The organism is Proteiniclasticum sediminis, assembly GCF_018128025.1.
In the GTDB taxonomy this organism is placed as follows: Bacteria; Bacillota; Clostridia; order Clostridiales; family Clostridiaceae; genus Proteiniclasticum; species Proteiniclasticum sediminis.
This window is the reverse complement of the sequence record NZ_JAGSCS010000005.1, coordinates 67693-82724: the sequence shown is the minus strand read 5'-3', so window position 1 is coordinate 82724 and position 15032 is coordinate 67693. Positions and strand designations below refer to the sequence as shown.

Sequence of the window (15032 nt, the reverse complement as noted above, 5' to 3'; positions counted from 1 at the left end):
TATTATAAGTCTATTATCGGAGAAACACAAAAGAATTCAAGTCCTGAGAACGAGGAAAGCCTCCCCCCGGCGAAAGCCGGAGAAAGGCTACTTCATTCTTGCACGCAGTTTTGCGGGAATCAGGCGCAAAAGCCGGGGACTCATTTCGGTGAGATCCTGCCGGGTGATGCCGCCGGTGAGGAGCATGAACACCATATAGACGCCCACCCCCACCATGATATTGATGAAGGTCAGGAGACTGGAGGCAGCATACCCCAGCTTCACGAAAGCAAAGACCTGGGAAAGCAGGTAGATGACTACGCCCATGGCTGCAGCGGAAATCATGGGGCCCTTGGCGCTTCGACCCAGGCGGATCTTGTAGCCCAACACCTTCGTGATGAGGTAGTGGTTTGCCAGGGTGGGAATGAGGAAGTTCATGAAATGGGAGATCACCGCCCCCTGGATGTTCACCGAAGGGATGGCCACCAGGAAATAGTTCATGACGAGCTTTGTGAGAATGCCCGCCAGCATGGTGAAGGATCCCCAGTAGAACTTGCCCAGTCCCTGGAAGATGACATTCTGCACCTGGATGAAGCCCAGGAAGACCACGGTGACCGCGCCCATCTGGAGGAGCTCCACACCGCCTCGGCCCGGATAGAGAATGTCATAGATGGGTCCCGCCAGGACAGCCATGCCCACAAAGGAGGGTATGGTCACCAGGAACACCATCTTCACCGCATAGGTGATCTTCTTGCCCACTTCTTCCTGGTTGTTCACTGCCCGGGCGGCGGAGATTCCCGGAAGAAGCACGGCAGCCAAGGCCACCAGAATGGTGTTTGGCGCATAGAGCAGATTTTTATAGCGGGCCAGCTGGCTGTAGGCCGTTTTGGCCGCCTTGAAGGACAGCCCGGCTACGCTAAGCCGGCTGTTCACGATGAACATGTCGATGAATCCGCCGATGTGCATCATGCCTGCGGTCAAGGTGATGGGCATGGCATAGGACAAGATCCGCCGCACCAGCTCCTGATTCGTGTGATGTACGGCATCGGGATTCTGATCCTGACGCTTCACCTTGTGAAGGCGGGCCTTGTAGTACTCCCGGATGAGGAGGGCCACTCCGGCCAGGGCGCCAATGCTGGTGCCGAGGGCACCGCCGGCCACACCGTACACCAGGCTTACGCGCATGAGAAGATATGCCGCCAGAAGCGATACCGCCACATTGACCAGCTGTTCCACAATCTTCGACAGGGCGTTGGCGGTGACAAAGCTTCGGCCGAGGAAATATCCGCGGTAGGCGGCCAGCACCGAGGTGATGAGAATCGTGGGCGACAGCACACGAATGGACAGGGTCGCCTGGGCTGTGTCCGACGCATTGGCGATGTAGGGTGCCATGATGTAGAGCAGGAGCGAGGCCACAAGTCCCGCAAAAATCAGCATGGTGCGGGAAAGCCGAAACGCCCGGACGGCATCCCGGGGATTCCCCTGGGCATGGAGTTCGGAAATCAGTTTGGAGATTCCCCGCTGGATACCCTCATTGGTGAGGACATAGATCAGGGTAAAAGCCTCATAGGAAATCGCATATATGCCGTGACCCACATCGCCCAGGATCCGCACGAGGACCGGGACATAGATGAGGGACATGATCTTGACGAGAAGCTCCGCAATGGAAAGATATGCAAAGCCCCTTCCGGTTGACATCTGCTTCATAAGTGCCTCCGTGCTATAAATCGAACTTGAAGAGATCCGTTTTTACTTTCTTGAACAGGGGAGGGAGTTTTTCCGTCATGACCTTGTTGCCCAGATACTCCAGCTTCCCGTCGGGATTCTTGAAGGTAACCTTATAGGCATAGAGGTACTGGAAATTCAGCGCATACTTGTTGGCAAAGAAGCTGTTGATCTTCTTGTCTCCGTATTTGCGGTCCCCGATGATGGGATTGCCCAAAGAGGCTAGATGGGCCCGGAGCTGATGGCTTCTGCCCGTGAGGAGATCCAGCTCCACCAGGGAAAAGAGGCCGGAGGACTCCAGGGTCTTCACCGTCATGGCGATTTCTTTGCGCATGGGTCCCGGTTCCTGGGAAATGCTGCTGATGTTGTTATCTTCGCGCTTCTCAATGTAGGCACGGTATTCTCCATCCTTGATTCTTCCCTGGACGATGGCCAGGTAGTTTTTCACGATGCGTCCGTCCCGGATCATCTCATTGAGGGCCTTCAGGGCTTCAAAGTTTTTCCCGTACATGACGAGGCCCGAGGTGTTCCGGTCCAGTCGGTTTACGGGCGACGGGGAAAAGGTCTTTTCTTCCCGGGGCACATACTCCCCTTTCTGGGCCAGATACGATAGAACCTGGTCTGTGAGGGTCACGTCGGTGCCGGCCATATCCTTATGGACCAGGATGCCGGGCCATTTTTCCACGATGAGGATATTGTCATCCTCATAGGTGACCTTGAACTCCGGTTCCACTTCGGGAACGGTCTTTTTCTCCTTGGGCGCATTGGACGTCAGGTACTTGATTTCGATGACATCGCCCACTTCCAGGAACTGCTTTTCCTTTCCCTTGGCGCCGTTGACCCGGACATCGCCCTTTCTGAGGGTCTTGAAGATGGCGGACAGGGGTACGTCCTTCAGGTATTTGCGCAGAAACTTGTCCAGTCTCTGGCCTGCCTCATTGGATCCGATTTCTATTCTCATATTTACTCCTATTTCACTCAAATTAGTTCAACCTGTGACGATTTTACGTCATCCTATATTATAGTACGAAACGGCTTCTTTTTCTCTCTTTTCCATGAATAAATCTGGGGCTATAGATATGTAGCTCTTCCTTGGCCCGGGTAATGGCCACGTAGAAAATCCGCCGCTCCTCCTCCAGATTGGAGAGGGAGGCGCTGTGGGGCATGTAGCCTTCCACGGCATTGACCACAAAGACCATGTCAAACTCCAGTCCCTTCACCCCATGGACGGTGGAAAGCAGCACGTTCTCCGAGGTTTCCGAGGTGGTCTCGCTGGAGGCCGCCAAAAGATCCATGGGATTGTCATAGAGGGCGGCCACTTCCTTGAGCTCCTCCAGATCCTCCAGGAGATCCTCCTGATCCCGACCGGTCCGTTTGGCGTAGGCTTCCAGGTATTCTTCATACCCCAGGACCCGGGCCACATAGTCCACCACTTTGGCCGTGGGCTTCCCTTTGATCCCGGCCAGGTCTTTTAGAAACTCCCGGTTTTTCAGAATGCTGTAGCTGTTCTTTTCCGGATCCAGGAGCACCTGGGCCAGGTCCTCCCCCTGGCGGATGCGGCGCATATCCTCCTTCGTCATGTAGCGGAAGGGCTTATTGGCGATGCGCAAAAAGGCATTCCGGTCATTTTGATAGGCTGCCCGGAGATAGTCCAGAAGATCCTGGGCCATGAAACTGGAGAAGAAGTTGTACCGGTCCCGGGAGGAGAAACGGATGCCTTCCCGGCGAAGATATTCCTTGATCCGCATACCTTCCCGATTGGTCCGGTAGACCACGGCGTAACTGCCAAACTGGCCCTTTCGGATTTCCTGGGCGATGTCCATGAGCATGAGCTCCTGGGTTTCCGGGAAAATCTTGGTGATCTTTCGGGTGCCTTTGCGGCTGGCCCGAAGCTCCTTGGCATTGCGCAGGGCATTGAAGCGGATGACTTCGCCCGCATAGTTCACGATATTCTCCGTGCTCCGGTAGTTGTACTTGAGGTAGAGCTTTTTTCCGGAAAACATCTCCTCAAAATCGATCATCCCCCGGGGGTCCGAGCCCCGGAAAGCATAGATGCACTGGTCCTCATCCCCGACCCCAAAGAGGGACTGGCCCCGGGAGAGGACCTGGATGATCTTCAGCTGTACGGGGTCCAGATCCTGGAATTCATCGATGAGGAGATGGGTGTAGCGCTTCTGGAGGCGCTGAAGTTCCCCGGGATTTTCCAGGGCCTTCAGCACTTCGATCTGGAGATCGTCAAAATCTAGAAGCCCCTTGGCCATTCGCTCCTTCTCGTAGAGGGCAAAGGCCTGGCGGAAGAGCTCATCCTTGAAGGTGGGGTTATTCTCCCCTTCCTGCAGATGACTCCAGACTTTGAACCGGGAAATGTCCCGAAGAATGGACTCCGTATCCTCCACATCCAGTTTCAGTTCCTTCTGGATCTTCCCTTTCAGCAGATACTCTTCTTTGCCGTAGATCATGGCGAGGTTTCCCCGCTTTTCCCGGAGCAGCTTGTAGCAGAGGCCGTGGATGGTGCCAAAGAAGGGTTTTTCTCCCCGCTCCCCGCGGAACCGCTCCTCCATCTCCACGGCGGAAGCCTTGGAAAAGGTGAGGACGAGAATCTCCGCGGCCTTGACGCCGCCCTCGAGAAGATGCCGAAGGCGCCTCAGCATGACGGTGGTTTTTCCGGATCCTGGCGGCGCCACCACCAGTACCCTTTTCTCCGTTGTCCGATATGCGCTTTCCTGATACTGATCCAATTCCAAAACCCTGACCTCCATTTCTGTCTCCGGGAACCCCGGCCGTAAATGTCTATTGTACCCCAAAGGGCGACAATTGAAAAGAAAACTCCATTTACATTATTCCTCACGGGGGAAGAAGCTATTCCTTTGACATTTTCCTGAAAATCATTTTCAATTTTGCTATAATGGGACTAAACCGAAACTTTTTGAAAAATACAGAGGAAATGGTGATTATATGGAACGAGTAATTGATGTCCGCAACGGAAGAAATCTCACCATGCTGGCCGATTTCTACGAGCTGACCATGGGCAACGGATACCTGGAAAATGGTGTGGAGGAGACCATCGCCTACTTTGACATGTACTTCCGTCGGGTTCCCGACGGCGGTGGCTTCTGCGTCATGGCCGGTGTGGATCAGCTCATCGAGTATCTGGAAAACCTCACCTTCACCAAGGAGGATATTGCCTACCTCCGGGGAAAGAAAACCTTCAGCGAAGGCTTCCTGAACTACCTGGAGAATTTTGAGTTCAAGTGCGACGTCTGGGCGGTGCCCGAAGGCACCCCGGTATTCCCCAATGAGCCTCTGGTCACGGTCCGGGGTCCCATCATCCAAGCCCAGTTTGTGGAGACCATGATCCTGCTCACCGTGAACCATCAGACCCTCATCGCCACGAAGTCCAACCGCATCGTGCGGGCAGCTGACGGCCGGGCCGTGCTGGAATTCGGTTCCCGCCGGGCTCAGGGCTATGATGGAGCCATCTACGGTTCCCGGGCTGCCATTGTGGGCGGCTGTACCTCTTCTGCCAATACCTTGGCGGAAATCATGTTCAATGTTCCCGCCACGGGCACCATGGCCCACAGCTGGGTGCAGCTCTTCGATTCGGAATATGAGGCATTTCGCCGATGGGCGGAAGTCTATCCCGACAACTGCTCCCTCCTGGTGGATACCTTCAATGTTCTGAAATCGGGAATTCCCAATGCCATCCGGGTCTTTGACGAATATGTGGTTCCCAATGGACACCGTCCCCGCTCCATCCGCATCGATTCCGGCGACATCGCCTACTTGACCAAGGAAAGCCGCCGTATGCTGGACGAAGCCGGATATGAGGATGTGAAGATCATTGTGTCCAACTCCCTGGATGAGTACATCATCAAGGACGTCCTGGCCCAGGGGGCTCAGATCGATATCTTCGGTGTGGGGGAACGCCTCATCACCGCCAAGAGCGAACCCGTCTTCGGCGGCGTCTACAAACTGGTGGCTGTGGAAAAGGAAGGCGTGGTCATTCCCAAGATCAAGATCTCCGAAAATCAGGAGAAGATCACCACCCCCCACTTCAAGAAAATCTACCGTATCTACTCCAAAAAAAGCGATCTGGCCGTGGCCGACCTCATCTGCGAGCATGATGAGGTTCTCGATACCACCCAGCCCCTGACCATCTTTGATCCCACCTACACCTGGAAGCGAAGAACCTTCACGGAGTACTACGTCAAGGAGCTCCAAAGGCAGATCTTCAAGAATGGAAAGCTCGTGTATAACAGCCCCACGGTGCTGGAGATCCGAGACTATGCCAAGAAGGAAATCAGTCAGCTCTGGCCGGAAGTTCTTCGTCTGGAGTATCCCCACAATTTCTATGTGGATCTGTCCCAGAAACTCTGGGATACCCGGCAGAATCTCCTCATCGAGCAGTCCCAGGAATATGCCAAGGACAAGTACTAAACGTAAAATAAACCCATGTCAAAGCCGGACTCTAGGCGTAGCCTGAAGTCCGGCTTTTTGTTGTCTTCATAAACTGTTAAGGACGATCCTGCCCCTTTGTCCCCGGAAGACCGGGGGGATGGGGGGTAACGGTGGAGCCCACTTCCACGGCATGGACGATGGTACGGCCGTTATTCACCCCATAGCTGCAGGTGACCAGGGTCAGAAGCTTCGCATCCGGCGGAAGCTTTCCCTCCAACGGGTGAAGGGACCGCTGAAGGAGGTCCGCCAGGTATGCAGCAAAGACCGGGGGAGCGGAAAAGTCCACGGGCAGGGTATAGTCATTGGCGGAGATCTCATAAACGGAAATCACGCGATAGGTCTTCTGAGTGTAGAGATCCGAGATCTGGATCTCCCCGTGGGCTTTCAGAAACTCCTCCTCATGGAACTTCACCAGTTCATGGAACATGGTGCCATTCTTCGAATTATGCCCATAGAGAATGAGATGGCGGTCCGTAAAGCCCCCCAGATTCCGGTAATCCATGAAGATGGTTCCCAGGGCAGAGGGTTTCCGGTCAAAGCTTAGGTTCAGGTACTCCGCATTATCCCGGCTTCGCACATAGGGATAGTCGATGTTGGTTCCCGGGACGGTGAGCCAGCCGGCAAAATCCGGATTTCGCACAAGGAAGGAGGCCTGGGGATTGGGCTGCAGGGAAAACTCTTCCTCATCCTTACCTGGAGCAGCTTCCCCAGCCGGCGTCTCCTCCGGAGTTTCTGCCGGAGGAGATGGTTCCGGCAGAAACCACAAATCCTCCTGCCGGATCCTGGCCAGTTCTTCATACTCTTTCACCGCCTGCTGCCGCTGCCAGGCTTCCGCCGCCGTGGCCAGGAGGATCAGTCCGCCCAGAGCCATGAGGATATTTAGCCCCCACATGGGGAGGGATTTTGGGATCTTCACGGGATCAACTCCTTCATCAGTGTTCCTCAGGACAAGGCCCGAACTCTCGGTTTTCTTGAACCGCAAGGGGTCCTGTCCTTTTCTTCTGTCTTAAGGATATATCACGTTTCGAGTTGCGAAAACGAAAATTATCGATTTAACACATTTTGTAATATTCTAATTGAAAATGATGCTCAATACTTCAAAATGTCATATGATCAAGTCACGAAAACAAAAACAACACGAAACGAAATGAAACCATGGGAATTGTCCTCTCCCCCAGGAGAAATCCCCTTTGCAAAAGAGTCATGATCCCGACTTCCGTTACCCTTTGGTCTCGACCATGAAAAAACTAGGAGGAACCCATAATGAAAAAACTATTCAAACTGATATCCAGTGCTCTTCTATCCCTGACCCTTTTCTCCGGAATCCTCGTCTATGCCGCTGACGGCGACATCGTCGATGTGGCCAGCAAGAACGGCAGCTTTACCACCCTCGTGGCTGCGCTGCAAAAAGCGGAACTGGTGGGCGCCCTTCAAGGCGAAGGTCCCTTCACCGTCTTTGCCCCCACCGATGCAGCCTTCACCAAGCTCCTCACCCAGCTGGACATCACCGCCGAGGAACTTCTTAATCATCCCCAGCTAAAAGAAGTGCTCCTGTATCACGTGGTATCCGGAAAAGTCATGAGCACTGATCTGACCAACGGCATGACCCCGGCTACCCTCCAGGGCGAAACCATTAAAGTGGACCTCACCGATGGCGTAAAGATCAACACTTCCAATGTGGTCACCCCGGATGTGGCTGCCACCAACGGCGTCATCCATGTCATCGACACCGTTCTGGTTCCGGCCAGCTTCAAACTGGAACCCGCCCCGGAAGTCCCCGCCACGGTAGTGGACATTGCCCTCTCCAGTGACAACTTCAGCATCCTGGTGGCTGCGCTGCAAAAGGCCAACCTGGTGGATGCCCTGAAAGGCACCGGCCCCTTCACCGTCTTTGCCCCCACCAACGCGGCTTTTGAAAAGCTTCTGAAGGACCTGAATATTACCGCCTCTGAGCTTCTCCTCCAGCCGGATCTGGCCAAAGTTCTTCTCTACCATGTGGTTCCCGGCAACATTCTCAGCACGGATCTCTCCAACGGCCTGGAAGCTGCTACATTGAATGGCGAGAAAATTAAGGTTGATCTCACCAGCGGCGTGAAGATCAACACCTCCACGGTCACCACGGCAGACCTGAAAGCCGGCAATGGCGTGGTCCACGTCATCGATACGGTGCTAGTCCCTTCAAACTTTGTTTACCAGGACGTCACCCCCAATCCGGTGATCCCCAAAACCGGCGATGCAGGCCTTCTCCCCTTCGCCCTGGCCGGTTTCCTGACCCTGGCGGGTGCAGGCCTGATGAAGAAAAAGCTCAGCAAATAGCCCATACTCTCTCCTTTGAATCCCTTAAAGAATATTCCATGATCCAGGGACGAAGACCCAGATCCTCCCCCACCTCGGGAGAGCGGCGTCTTCGTCCTCTCCTTTTTCCGTCCTTTCCCCCTAGGCTGGGGATCCCGTTTCCCTGACTGCTCTTCCTTTCGTCCATTTCCTCGGTGAACAACTTTTTTCAGAACCTGTGCAAAGTCCTAGGGACTGTGCTATAATTACCGAGGTATTTTATTCGTAAAGTGAGGAAAAACATGGATTTTAAGAACTTAAACAAAACGGAGTTTCTGGTCAAATCAGCCATCGTCGCTGCCATATATGTGGTCACTACGGTTCTTTTCCCCTTCAGTTATCTCAACATCCAGTTCCGGATCTCCGAGATCCTGGTCCTGCTCATCTTCCTGGATCATAGGTACATCTATGCCCTGGTCGTCGGTACGTTGCTGTCCAACTTAGCCAGCCCCCTGGGTCTGGTGGACATTGTCTTCGGCACAGCAGCCACGCTGCTCACCGGTCTATTCATCATCAAGACGAAGAATCTTTTTGTGGCTACTCTTTGGCCGGCCATCGTCAATGGCCTCGTCATTGGCTTTGTGCTCTACAAGTTTCTTCAGCTCCCCCTGCTCCTCTCGATTTTCCAGGTGTTCCTGGGCGAATTTGTAGTGGTTTCCCTGGTGGGCTATGTCCTCTTCCAGCGGATTCTTAAGGATCCCCGGCTGGTGGAAAAAATCCGATTCAACTAAGAGAAGAAAATGTCCGAAGCTCGCGCTTCGGACATTTATTTTTTAAAGAAAGGCTAGCGAAGAAGAAGCCAAAAGCCCACGCCGGCGCAAAGGACGGCAAAGACGTAGAAGAAGATCACGGTGCCCTGTTCTCCCAGCACCTTCCGAAAGAGCCTGATCTTCGCCATATTCCAAATGGCTTCGGGTTTCTTCACGGCAAAATACACCAGCACCGCAGCATAGAGAATCAAAATTATTCCTAAAAGTGCCCAACCGTTCATGTTTCTTCCCCCTTTAATTCAGGCCGCGCCTGATTTTTTTCAAAAGCAGCAGCATCACCGCTGCCGACAGTGCGACAATAATTCCCACAGCGGAGAAGACCTCTGGCCAAGTGGCCGTTTGCAGGATGATCTTGTCCAGGATCTTGAAGGCCCAGTAAAAGGGCGACCAGTAAAGAAGCACCTGGAGGCTTTCCTTAAGGTAGATGGCGCCAAAGACCGATCCCAGGATAGGGACAAACATCATCTTCATCCCGGAAATGGCTCCCAGGATATTGTCCGTCTCTACCCCGATGGCAAAGCCCACGGTGACGCTGGTAAGGGCGATGGCGAAGATGACCAGGGCCGCCTGGAGATAGTTGACCTTGCCGTAATTCAGGATGAGCAGAATCCCCAGGCCATGGAGGATGGGCAGGACAAAGCCGAGAATCGCTTTTCCCGTCACATACTGCCATCGGCGCACCGGCGTCACATTCATGGCCGCCAGGGTGTTCTCCTGCTTCTCCTCCACCAGGTTAATCAGGATCACCATGGCCCCGAAGACGGAGATGAAGACACAGAGGAGATTTCCGCCATACTGCTTGATGGGGGAAAGTTTCCAGCCCACATCACTGATTTTCACCGTGAGGGGGGACGGGAGCTCGGCATTTGCCGGAGCATTGAGAAGAATCTTTAAGAGCTCTGTCATGTCCAGCTGCTCATTGCCCTGGCGAAGAATTTTATACCCCTCAGCGGTTTTTTCCACGCCATAGACATCATCCAGCCGGCTGATCCGTTCCCTTAAGGCTTCCCGGGTGGCAACGGTTTCCACCTGGGCATAGTTTTTCAAGGTATTCATCATATCCGCGCCCACCGTCTCTTCCACCGCCACATGGAGGGTGGCATTGGTGACGGAGCTGGTGAGGAGGTTTAAGAGCAGCGCGATGACAAAGGGGATCACCAGGATATACACGATCATGGCATCCCGCTGGTCCGCCGTAAGATCTCGCCGAAGAATTGCCCAGATTTTTTTCATCGGTCATCCCCCCCTTAGATCGTCAGGGTCTTCTTGTATCGCTGAGCCGCCAGGAAAAAGATCCCGACGCTTAGGATGAAGAAGAAACCACTGGTTTGCAGAATGTACGCCCCATGGGGCTCATTTAGGAAGGCTTCCCGGAAAGCGAAAAGCATGGGGTACGACGGCAGGATCCGAATGATCAGTGGCGTGAAGGATGGCATATAGTAGGAAACTCCGGCGAAGGCCAGCACCATGATGACGATGTAGAGGGCCCCCATGGACTTAATGATGGAGTCATAGAAGCTGGCGATGTAGAGCCCCAGGGCCGTCCCGAAGAGATTGGTCACGGTGAGCAGTAGAAGCAGATAGCCATAATGCGGTTTTCCGCCCGCCACCAGAACCGTAACCAGGAGCCCCGTCAGAAGCCCCGTAAACAGCATCACCAGGACCTTAGCCAGGAGATAGTCCCTCACCGTGACCGGCGTCACGGTGAGGGCTTTGATGGTGCCCTCCTCCTTGTCCATAAACACATAAGCCGCCACAATGAAGAGGCCCATGAAGGAGGAGTTCAGGAGGAGATACATGGGCAGAAAACTGATTCGGCCCGGGAGTCTTTCGGAGTTGGGTTCCAGAACCTCCACCACCGTCACATCCTCATAGCCGGGTAGGGCAGTTTTCAGCCCCTCCTCCAAAGCGCTTTGGAGCATGTTTTTGACCTTATCCCCCTCATAGCCCTGGAGAATGAGCTCATATCCCAGGGTTTGCCCCGTTAGAAGAATCTCTGCCCCCTGGGCGGATCGGTCCTTCTCCAGGGCCTCTATCACGGCCTCCCGGGAATCCACCAGGGCAATCTCGGTCTCCTCATTCTTCCCCATGGAGTCCAGGACCATTTCCTGGGAAACCCCTGGACCCAGATGAAGAAAGAAAGGGATTTTTGCATTGCTGGTCTCGGGAACCACAAAGAGAAGCACCGCCACCACCAGAAGGGCCATGACGAACTCAATGTAGACATAGAATGTCCGGTAGGACACCTTCAGATCTCGAAGGAATGTGATCCAGAGTTTCATCTACTCCAGCCCCCTTCCGGTGAGCCGGATGAAGATCTCCTCCAACGTGGGTTCCTTGGTGTGCATGCGCTGGATCTTTCCCCCCTGGATCAGCCCGGTGAGCTTTTCCTTGTCCGACTCCTCCTCCAAAGAAAGCGAAGCGGTGAGGAGCTGGCCGTTATCCCCGTACTCCACCTCCACCATGGGCTGACCGTACTTCAGCTTGAGGTTTCGGGGACTGTCCACCACTTTCAGGACACCGTCCACAATGAAGCCCACCCGATGGCACAGTTCATCGGCAATGAACATGTTGTGGGTGGTGAGAAACACCGTGGCCCCTTCCTGATTCTTCTGCTTGATGATGTCCTTGATGGTGCTGGCAATGCCGGGATCCAGTCCCGTGGTGGGTTCATCCAAAAACCAGATTTCGGGATAGTTCAGCATGCTCCGGGCAAAGGTCAGCCGGTGCTTCATTCCCTTGGAAAAGGTGCTGGCCCGTTTGTTCTTCACCTGATCCAGCCCCACCATTTTTAAAAGCTCCAAAGGCTCCATGGTGGGTCCATCGAAGAGCTTCCGGTAAAATTCCAGATTCTCCAGGGCCGTCAGTTTGCCATAGACATTGGACTGTTCGAAGGAGACCCCGATTTTATTGAAAATATCCCGGGAAATATGCCGAAGGTCTACACCCGCCACAGTCCCCTCTCCTTCCTGGATGGGCAAAAGCCCCGTGAGGATGCCCTGGGTGGTGGATTTCCCTGCACCGGAAGGACCTAAGAATCCGAAGACTTCGCCCTTCTCGATGTGGAAGCTCACATCCTTTAATGCATACTGGCTGTTATGGGCGTAGGAGTAGTTAAGATGCTCTACGTTTATCATGGCTTACCTCCTGCGATCCCCGTTTTCAGGATCACGAAAAATTGGTCCAGTTCCTCCAGGATGTCCAGGGAATATCCTTTATCCCCGTGGTTCTCAAAATAGTGCTCCATGAGGGTCATCTGCATACTGATCATCATCCGCGCCAAAAGCCGAAGATCCAGATCCTTCCGGATCTCGCCATTATTCTGGGCCCTTTGCAGGATCCCCAGATAGGCATCCTGTCCCTGGGGGCCAAACTTCTCCAGAATTTTGGGCCAGATGGTCCCGGATGTCTCCCGCATCATCTTGTTTCCGATCTCCAGATAATCGGGATGATTCAGCCCAAACTCGATCCCTGCCCGATAGATTTCCTTCAGCAAACTGAAAAAATCCAAACTGCCGGGATTTTTCAAAGCGGGGGAGATATTCTCCATCTTCTTCTCCCCGATGAGGGCCAGCAGATAAAAATACACATCCTCCTTGTTCTCGAAATACTGGTAGAAGCTCCCCTTGGCAATGCCGCTGCGCTGGACGATGCGGTTGATGCTGGCTTCGTCATAACGGTAATCCCGAAACTCCCGAACCACCTCCGCCATGATCTTCTCCCGTTTCTCCTCCGGCAGATTGAAAAAGGTTTCCTTGGGCATTTCCTCCCCTCCTTTTATGACCACCTGGTCATATGACTTCTTGGTCACAATATATTCCTTTTCCCGATGCTTGTCAAGGGGGGACTTTCATCCCACTTTTCCCCCATCTTCCCCTCTGCAGGGACTTTTCCCCCATTGGAGGGTTGCAAAAGGAGAAAATCGCTTATAATAGAAAGATAAAGACATGACGAGGAGATCACCATGCGAAGAAAGCTTGAGAGTCTGCTGTTCGGAAACAGCAAAAACATTAAATATTACGCGATGAACGGAATCTTATTCACCATGGTTTCCGTCCTGAGCCGAAGCTATGCCATTAAGTTCCTGGACCGGGTGGGAGGCACTGAACTCCACTTCAGTCTCTTCAACGCCCTGCCGGGCTTTGTGGCCATCTTCACCACCATTCCGGGGATCCTCCTCATTCAGCGGGGAAAGTCCAAGCGGAAAATGCTGGGGCTTTTCTTCTATCTGTCCCGTTCCCTTCCGCTGCTCTTGGCTGCGGTGCCTTTCCTTCCCAAATCCGTGCAGCCCCTGGTGTTTGTCATGATCTACGGGCTGATGAACTTTCCGGAGTCCATCTCCGTGACAGCGCTCCAGGACTACACGGGGGACGTCTTCAGCCCCTCGGAGCGAGGCGATGCCATATCCGTCCGAAATCAGCTTTCCCAGATCTCCCAGATTTCCGTGTCCATCCTGGTGGGCTTCATCCTTTCCCTGTCCACGGACAACGGCACGCTGATCCTTCTCTATCAGGGATTCTTGGTGCTGAGTTTCCTCATTGGACTCAAGGAAATCCAATATATGTACAAGATGGAGCCGCGAAATATCCCCTCGGCCAAAGCCGATCTCACCGGAGCGTTGTCGGAGCGTCTCCTTACCCCTTTTAAGACCCCGGCCTTCCGTAATTTTCTCATCTGCTCGCTCCTCTTCCATTTCGGATGGCAGATGGGCTGGCCCCTCTACAGCATCTACCAGATTCGGAACCTGGGGGCCAATGAGCTTTGGCTCACCATCATCAATGCCGTGTCCAGCTTCTTCATGGTCATCACCTTTGGGCTTTGGAGCCGCATGGTGAAGAAGATGGGCTATGGGTTTGCCACCACCCTGGCCACCTTCGGCATGGCGGCCACCCCGATCCTCTATGTCCTCTCCAAAAACCTGCCCATACTCACCTTCATGCAGATCTTCACCGGCTTCTTCACCTCCGGCACCACCATTGCCATTCTGGGGTATCTTCTGGACGTGGTTCCCGACAACAACCGAACCCTCAGTGTGGCCATCCACGCCACCTTGACCAGCATTACCCTGGCTGTGGCCCCCTTGGTGGGAAATGCGGTTCTCACCCGCTACGGCATCGAAGCCGCCCTCATCCTCACGGGCATCCTTCGCTTTGTGGGCAGTGCAGCCTTTGGCCTCCGGTACCTCCAGGGACGGCGGCGCTAATTGTGAAGATTATGTACTTTTCCCGGATTTAAGGGTTCAAGGACTGTATTTTATTTGAACAACCAAATTCCCTATGCTATCATTTTTATAGAAACCTACTTAAGGAGGGTGCCATGTATAGATTGTCCAAAATTTTCAAGGAAAAGGGGCTTAAACTCACTCCTCAGCGAATCGCGGTCTACGATTACCTTATGAGTACAAAAGAGCACCCTTCCGCCGAAATCATATATCATGATCTCATCAAGGAGTTCCCCTCCATGAGTCTGGCCACCGTCTACAAATCTTTGAAAGTCCTCTGTGATGCCCACTTGGTTCAGGAACTGAATCTGGGCGAAGGCAACTTCCGCTATGATGCCCTGGTGGAGGAACACCCCCATATCCAGTGCACCATCTGCAGCCGTGTGGAGGATATCCTCGGTGTACCTATGACCCTCATCAATCAGGAGATTGACAAGCACACCGACTACACCATTCAGCGAAACAAGCTGTACTTCTACGGCGTCTGCCGCAGCTGCCAGGCTAAAGAGGCCTGATCAGGCGAATTGAACTACTTTAAGCATTGC

The 15032-nt window shown here is 53.7% G+C and carries 14 protein-coding genes and 1 pseudogene; 6 read left to right on the top strand and 9 right to left on the bottom strand.

The genetic code is table 11. The features are described 5' to 3' along the window. Nucleotides 1–87: 87 nt before the first annotated feature. The 3 genes from KCG48_RS05635 to KCG48_RS05625 are packed head-to-tail and all read right to left on the bottom strand — an operon-like array spanning nt 88 to nt 4448. Nucleotides 88–1686 carry a putative polysaccharide biosynthesis protein gene (locus tag KCG48_RS05635; RefSeq protein ID WP_211800457.1) on the bottom strand — a complete coding sequence of 533 codons (1599 nt, stop codon included), beginning with the start codon at nt 1684–1686 and terminating at the stop codon, nt 88–90. A gap of 13 nt (nt 1687–1699) precedes the next feature. After that, nucleotides 1700–2665 (bottom strand): RluA family pseudouridine synthase, encoded by a 966-nt coding sequence (locus KCG48_RS05630; RefSeq protein ID WP_211800456.1) that lies wholly within the window; start codon nt 2663–2665, stop codon nt 1700–1702. Nucleotides 2666–2723: 58 nt separating this feature from the next. Then, nucleotides 2724–4448 (bottom strand): ATP-dependent helicase, encoded by a 1725-nt coding sequence (locus KCG48_RS05625; protein WP_211800455.1) that lies wholly within the window; start codon nt 4446–4448, stop codon nt 2724–2726. A 211-nt stretch (nt 4449–4659) separates the two neighbouring features. Between KCG48_RS05625 and KCG48_RS05620 the strand changes: the two genes are divergently transcribed. Beyond that, on the top strand, nt 4660–6141 hold the full coding sequence (locus KCG48_RS05620) for a nicotinate phosphoribosyltransferase (RefSeq protein WP_211800454.1): 1482 nt from the start codon (nt 4660–4662) through the stop codon (nt 6139–6141). 76 nt (nt 6142–6217) lie between these two features. On the opposite strand, the gene srtB is transcribed toward KCG48_RS05620, so the two are convergent. After that, on the bottom strand, nt 6218–7078 hold the full coding sequence (srtB, locus tag KCG48_RS05615; protein WP_211800452.1) for a class B sortase: 861 nt from the start codon (nt 7076–7078) through the stop codon (nt 6218–6220). A 347-nt stretch (nt 7079–7425) separates the two neighbouring features. On the opposite strand from srtB, the pseudogene KCG48_RS15075 reads away from it, so the two are divergent. The 3 genes and pseudogenes from KCG48_RS15075 to KCG48_RS05605 form a co-directional block, all read left to right on the top strand. Beyond that, nucleotides 7426–7893, top strand: a pseudogene (locus tag KCG48_RS15075) (fasciclin domain-containing protein); the annotation flags it as partial. 57 nt (nt 7894–7950) lie between these two features. After that, a complete protein-coding gene (locus KCG48_RS15070) occupies nt 7951–8478 on the top strand; it encodes a fasciclin domain-containing protein (protein WP_408004701.1) in 528 nt (175 codons plus the stop codon). A 260-nt stretch (nt 8479–8738) separates the two neighbouring features. After that, entirely contained in the window at nt 8739–9227 is a 489-nt protein-coding gene (locus KCG48_RS05605; RefSeq protein WP_211800447.1) for a QueT transporter family protein, read from the top strand. Nucleotides 9228–9280: 53 nt separating this feature from the next. On the opposite strand, the gene KCG48_RS05600 is transcribed toward KCG48_RS05605, so the two are convergent. From KCG48_RS05600 to KCG48_RS05580, 5 genes are read right to left on the bottom strand one after another with little or no spacing between them, the layout of a single operon-like run. Further along, nucleotides 9281–9487 carry a hypothetical protein gene (locus KCG48_RS05600; protein ID WP_211800445.1) on the bottom strand — a complete coding sequence of 69 codons (207 nt, stop codon included), beginning with the start codon at nt 9485–9487 and terminating at the stop codon, nt 9281–9283. A gap of 13 nt (nt 9488–9500) precedes the next feature. Then, the gene (locus tag KCG48_RS05595; RefSeq protein ID WP_211800443.1) at nt 9501–10499 is read right to left on the bottom strand and encodes an ABC transporter permease; all 999 of its coding nucleotides are present in this window, start codon (nt 10497–10499) and stop codon (nt 9501–9503) included. A gap of 14 nt (nt 10500–10513) precedes the next feature. Beyond that, entirely contained in the window at nt 10514–11548 is a 1035-nt protein-coding gene (locus KCG48_RS05590) for an ABC transporter permease (RefSeq protein ID WP_211800441.1), read from the bottom strand. Next, nucleotides 11549–12403 carry an ABC transporter ATP-binding protein gene (locus tag KCG48_RS05585; RefSeq protein WP_211800439.1) on the bottom strand — a complete coding sequence of 285 codons (855 nt, stop codon included), beginning with the start codon at nt 12401–12403 and terminating at the stop codon, nt 11549–11551. Then, nucleotides 12400–13029 (bottom strand): TetR/AcrR family transcriptional regulator, encoded by a 630-nt coding sequence (locus KCG48_RS05580; protein ID WP_211800437.1) that lies wholly within the window; start codon nt 13027–13029, stop codon nt 12400–12402. Before KCG48_RS05580 ends, KCG48_RS05585 begins: the two co-directional genes overlap by 4 nt. Before the next feature lie 201 nt (nt 13030–13230). Here KCG48_RS05580 and KCG48_RS05575 point away from each other — a divergent pair, with 201 nt between their 5' ends. Further along, nucleotides 13231–14469 (top strand): MFS transporter, encoded by a 1239-nt coding sequence (locus KCG48_RS05575; protein WP_211800435.1) that lies wholly within the window; start codon nt 13231–13233, stop codon nt 14467–14469. A gap of 113 nt (nt 14470–14582) precedes the next feature. Further along, complete coding sequence (locus tag KCG48_RS05570; RefSeq protein ID WP_211800433.1) at nt 14583–15002, top strand: transcriptional regulator PerR; 420 nt, start codon at nt 14583–14585, stop codon at nt 15000–15002. Nucleotides 15003–15032 lie beyond the last annotated feature (30 nt).

What these genes read in the sequence shown, in the direction of transcription:
- KCG48_RS05570 (WP_211800433.1), top strand. Translation starts at nt 14,583, where the DNA reads ATGTATAGATTGTCCAAAATTTTCAAGGAAAAGGGGCTTAAACTCACT.
- KCG48_RS05580 (WP_211800437.1), bottom strand. Translation starts at nt 13,029, where the DNA reads ATGCCCAAGGAAACCTTTTTCAATCTGCCGGAGGAGAAACGGGAGAAG.
- KCG48_RS05590 (WP_211800441.1), bottom strand. Translation starts at nt 11,548, where the DNA reads ATGAAACTCTGGATCACATTCCTTCGAGATCTGAAGGTGTCCTACCGG.
- KCG48_RS05585 (WP_211800439.1), bottom strand. Translation starts at nt 12,403, where the DNA reads ATGATAAACGTAGAGCATCTTAACTACTCCTACGCCCATAACAGCCAG.
- KCG48_RS05600 (WP_211800445.1), bottom strand. Translation starts at nt 9,487, where the DNA reads ATGAACGGTTGGGCACTTTTAGGAATAATTTTGATTCTCTATGCTGCG.
- KCG48_RS05575 (WP_211800435.1), top strand. Translation starts at nt 13,231, where the DNA reads ATGCGAAGAAAGCTTGAGAGTCTGCTGTTCGGAAACAGCAAAAACATT.
- KCG48_RS05595 (WP_211800443.1), bottom strand. Translation starts at nt 10,499, where the DNA reads ATGAAAAAAATCTGGGCAATTCTTCGGCGAGATCTTACGGCGGACCAG.
- KCG48_RS05630 (WP_211800456.1), bottom strand. Translation starts at nt 2,665, where the DNA reads ATGAGAATAGAAATCGGATCCAATGAGGCAGGCCAGAGACTGGACAAG.
- KCG48_RS05605 (WP_211800447.1), top strand. Translation starts at nt 8,739, where the DNA reads ATGGATTTTAAGAACTTAAACAAAACGGAGTTTCTGGTCAAATCAGCC.
- KCG48_RS05620 (WP_211800454.1), top strand. Translation starts at nt 4,660, where the DNA reads ATGGAACGAGTAATTGATGTCCGCAACGGAAGAAATCTCACCATGCTG.
- KCG48_RS05635 (WP_211800457.1), bottom strand. Translation starts at nt 1,686, where the DNA reads ATGAAGCAGATGTCAACCGGAAGGGGCTTTGCATATCTTTCCATTGCG.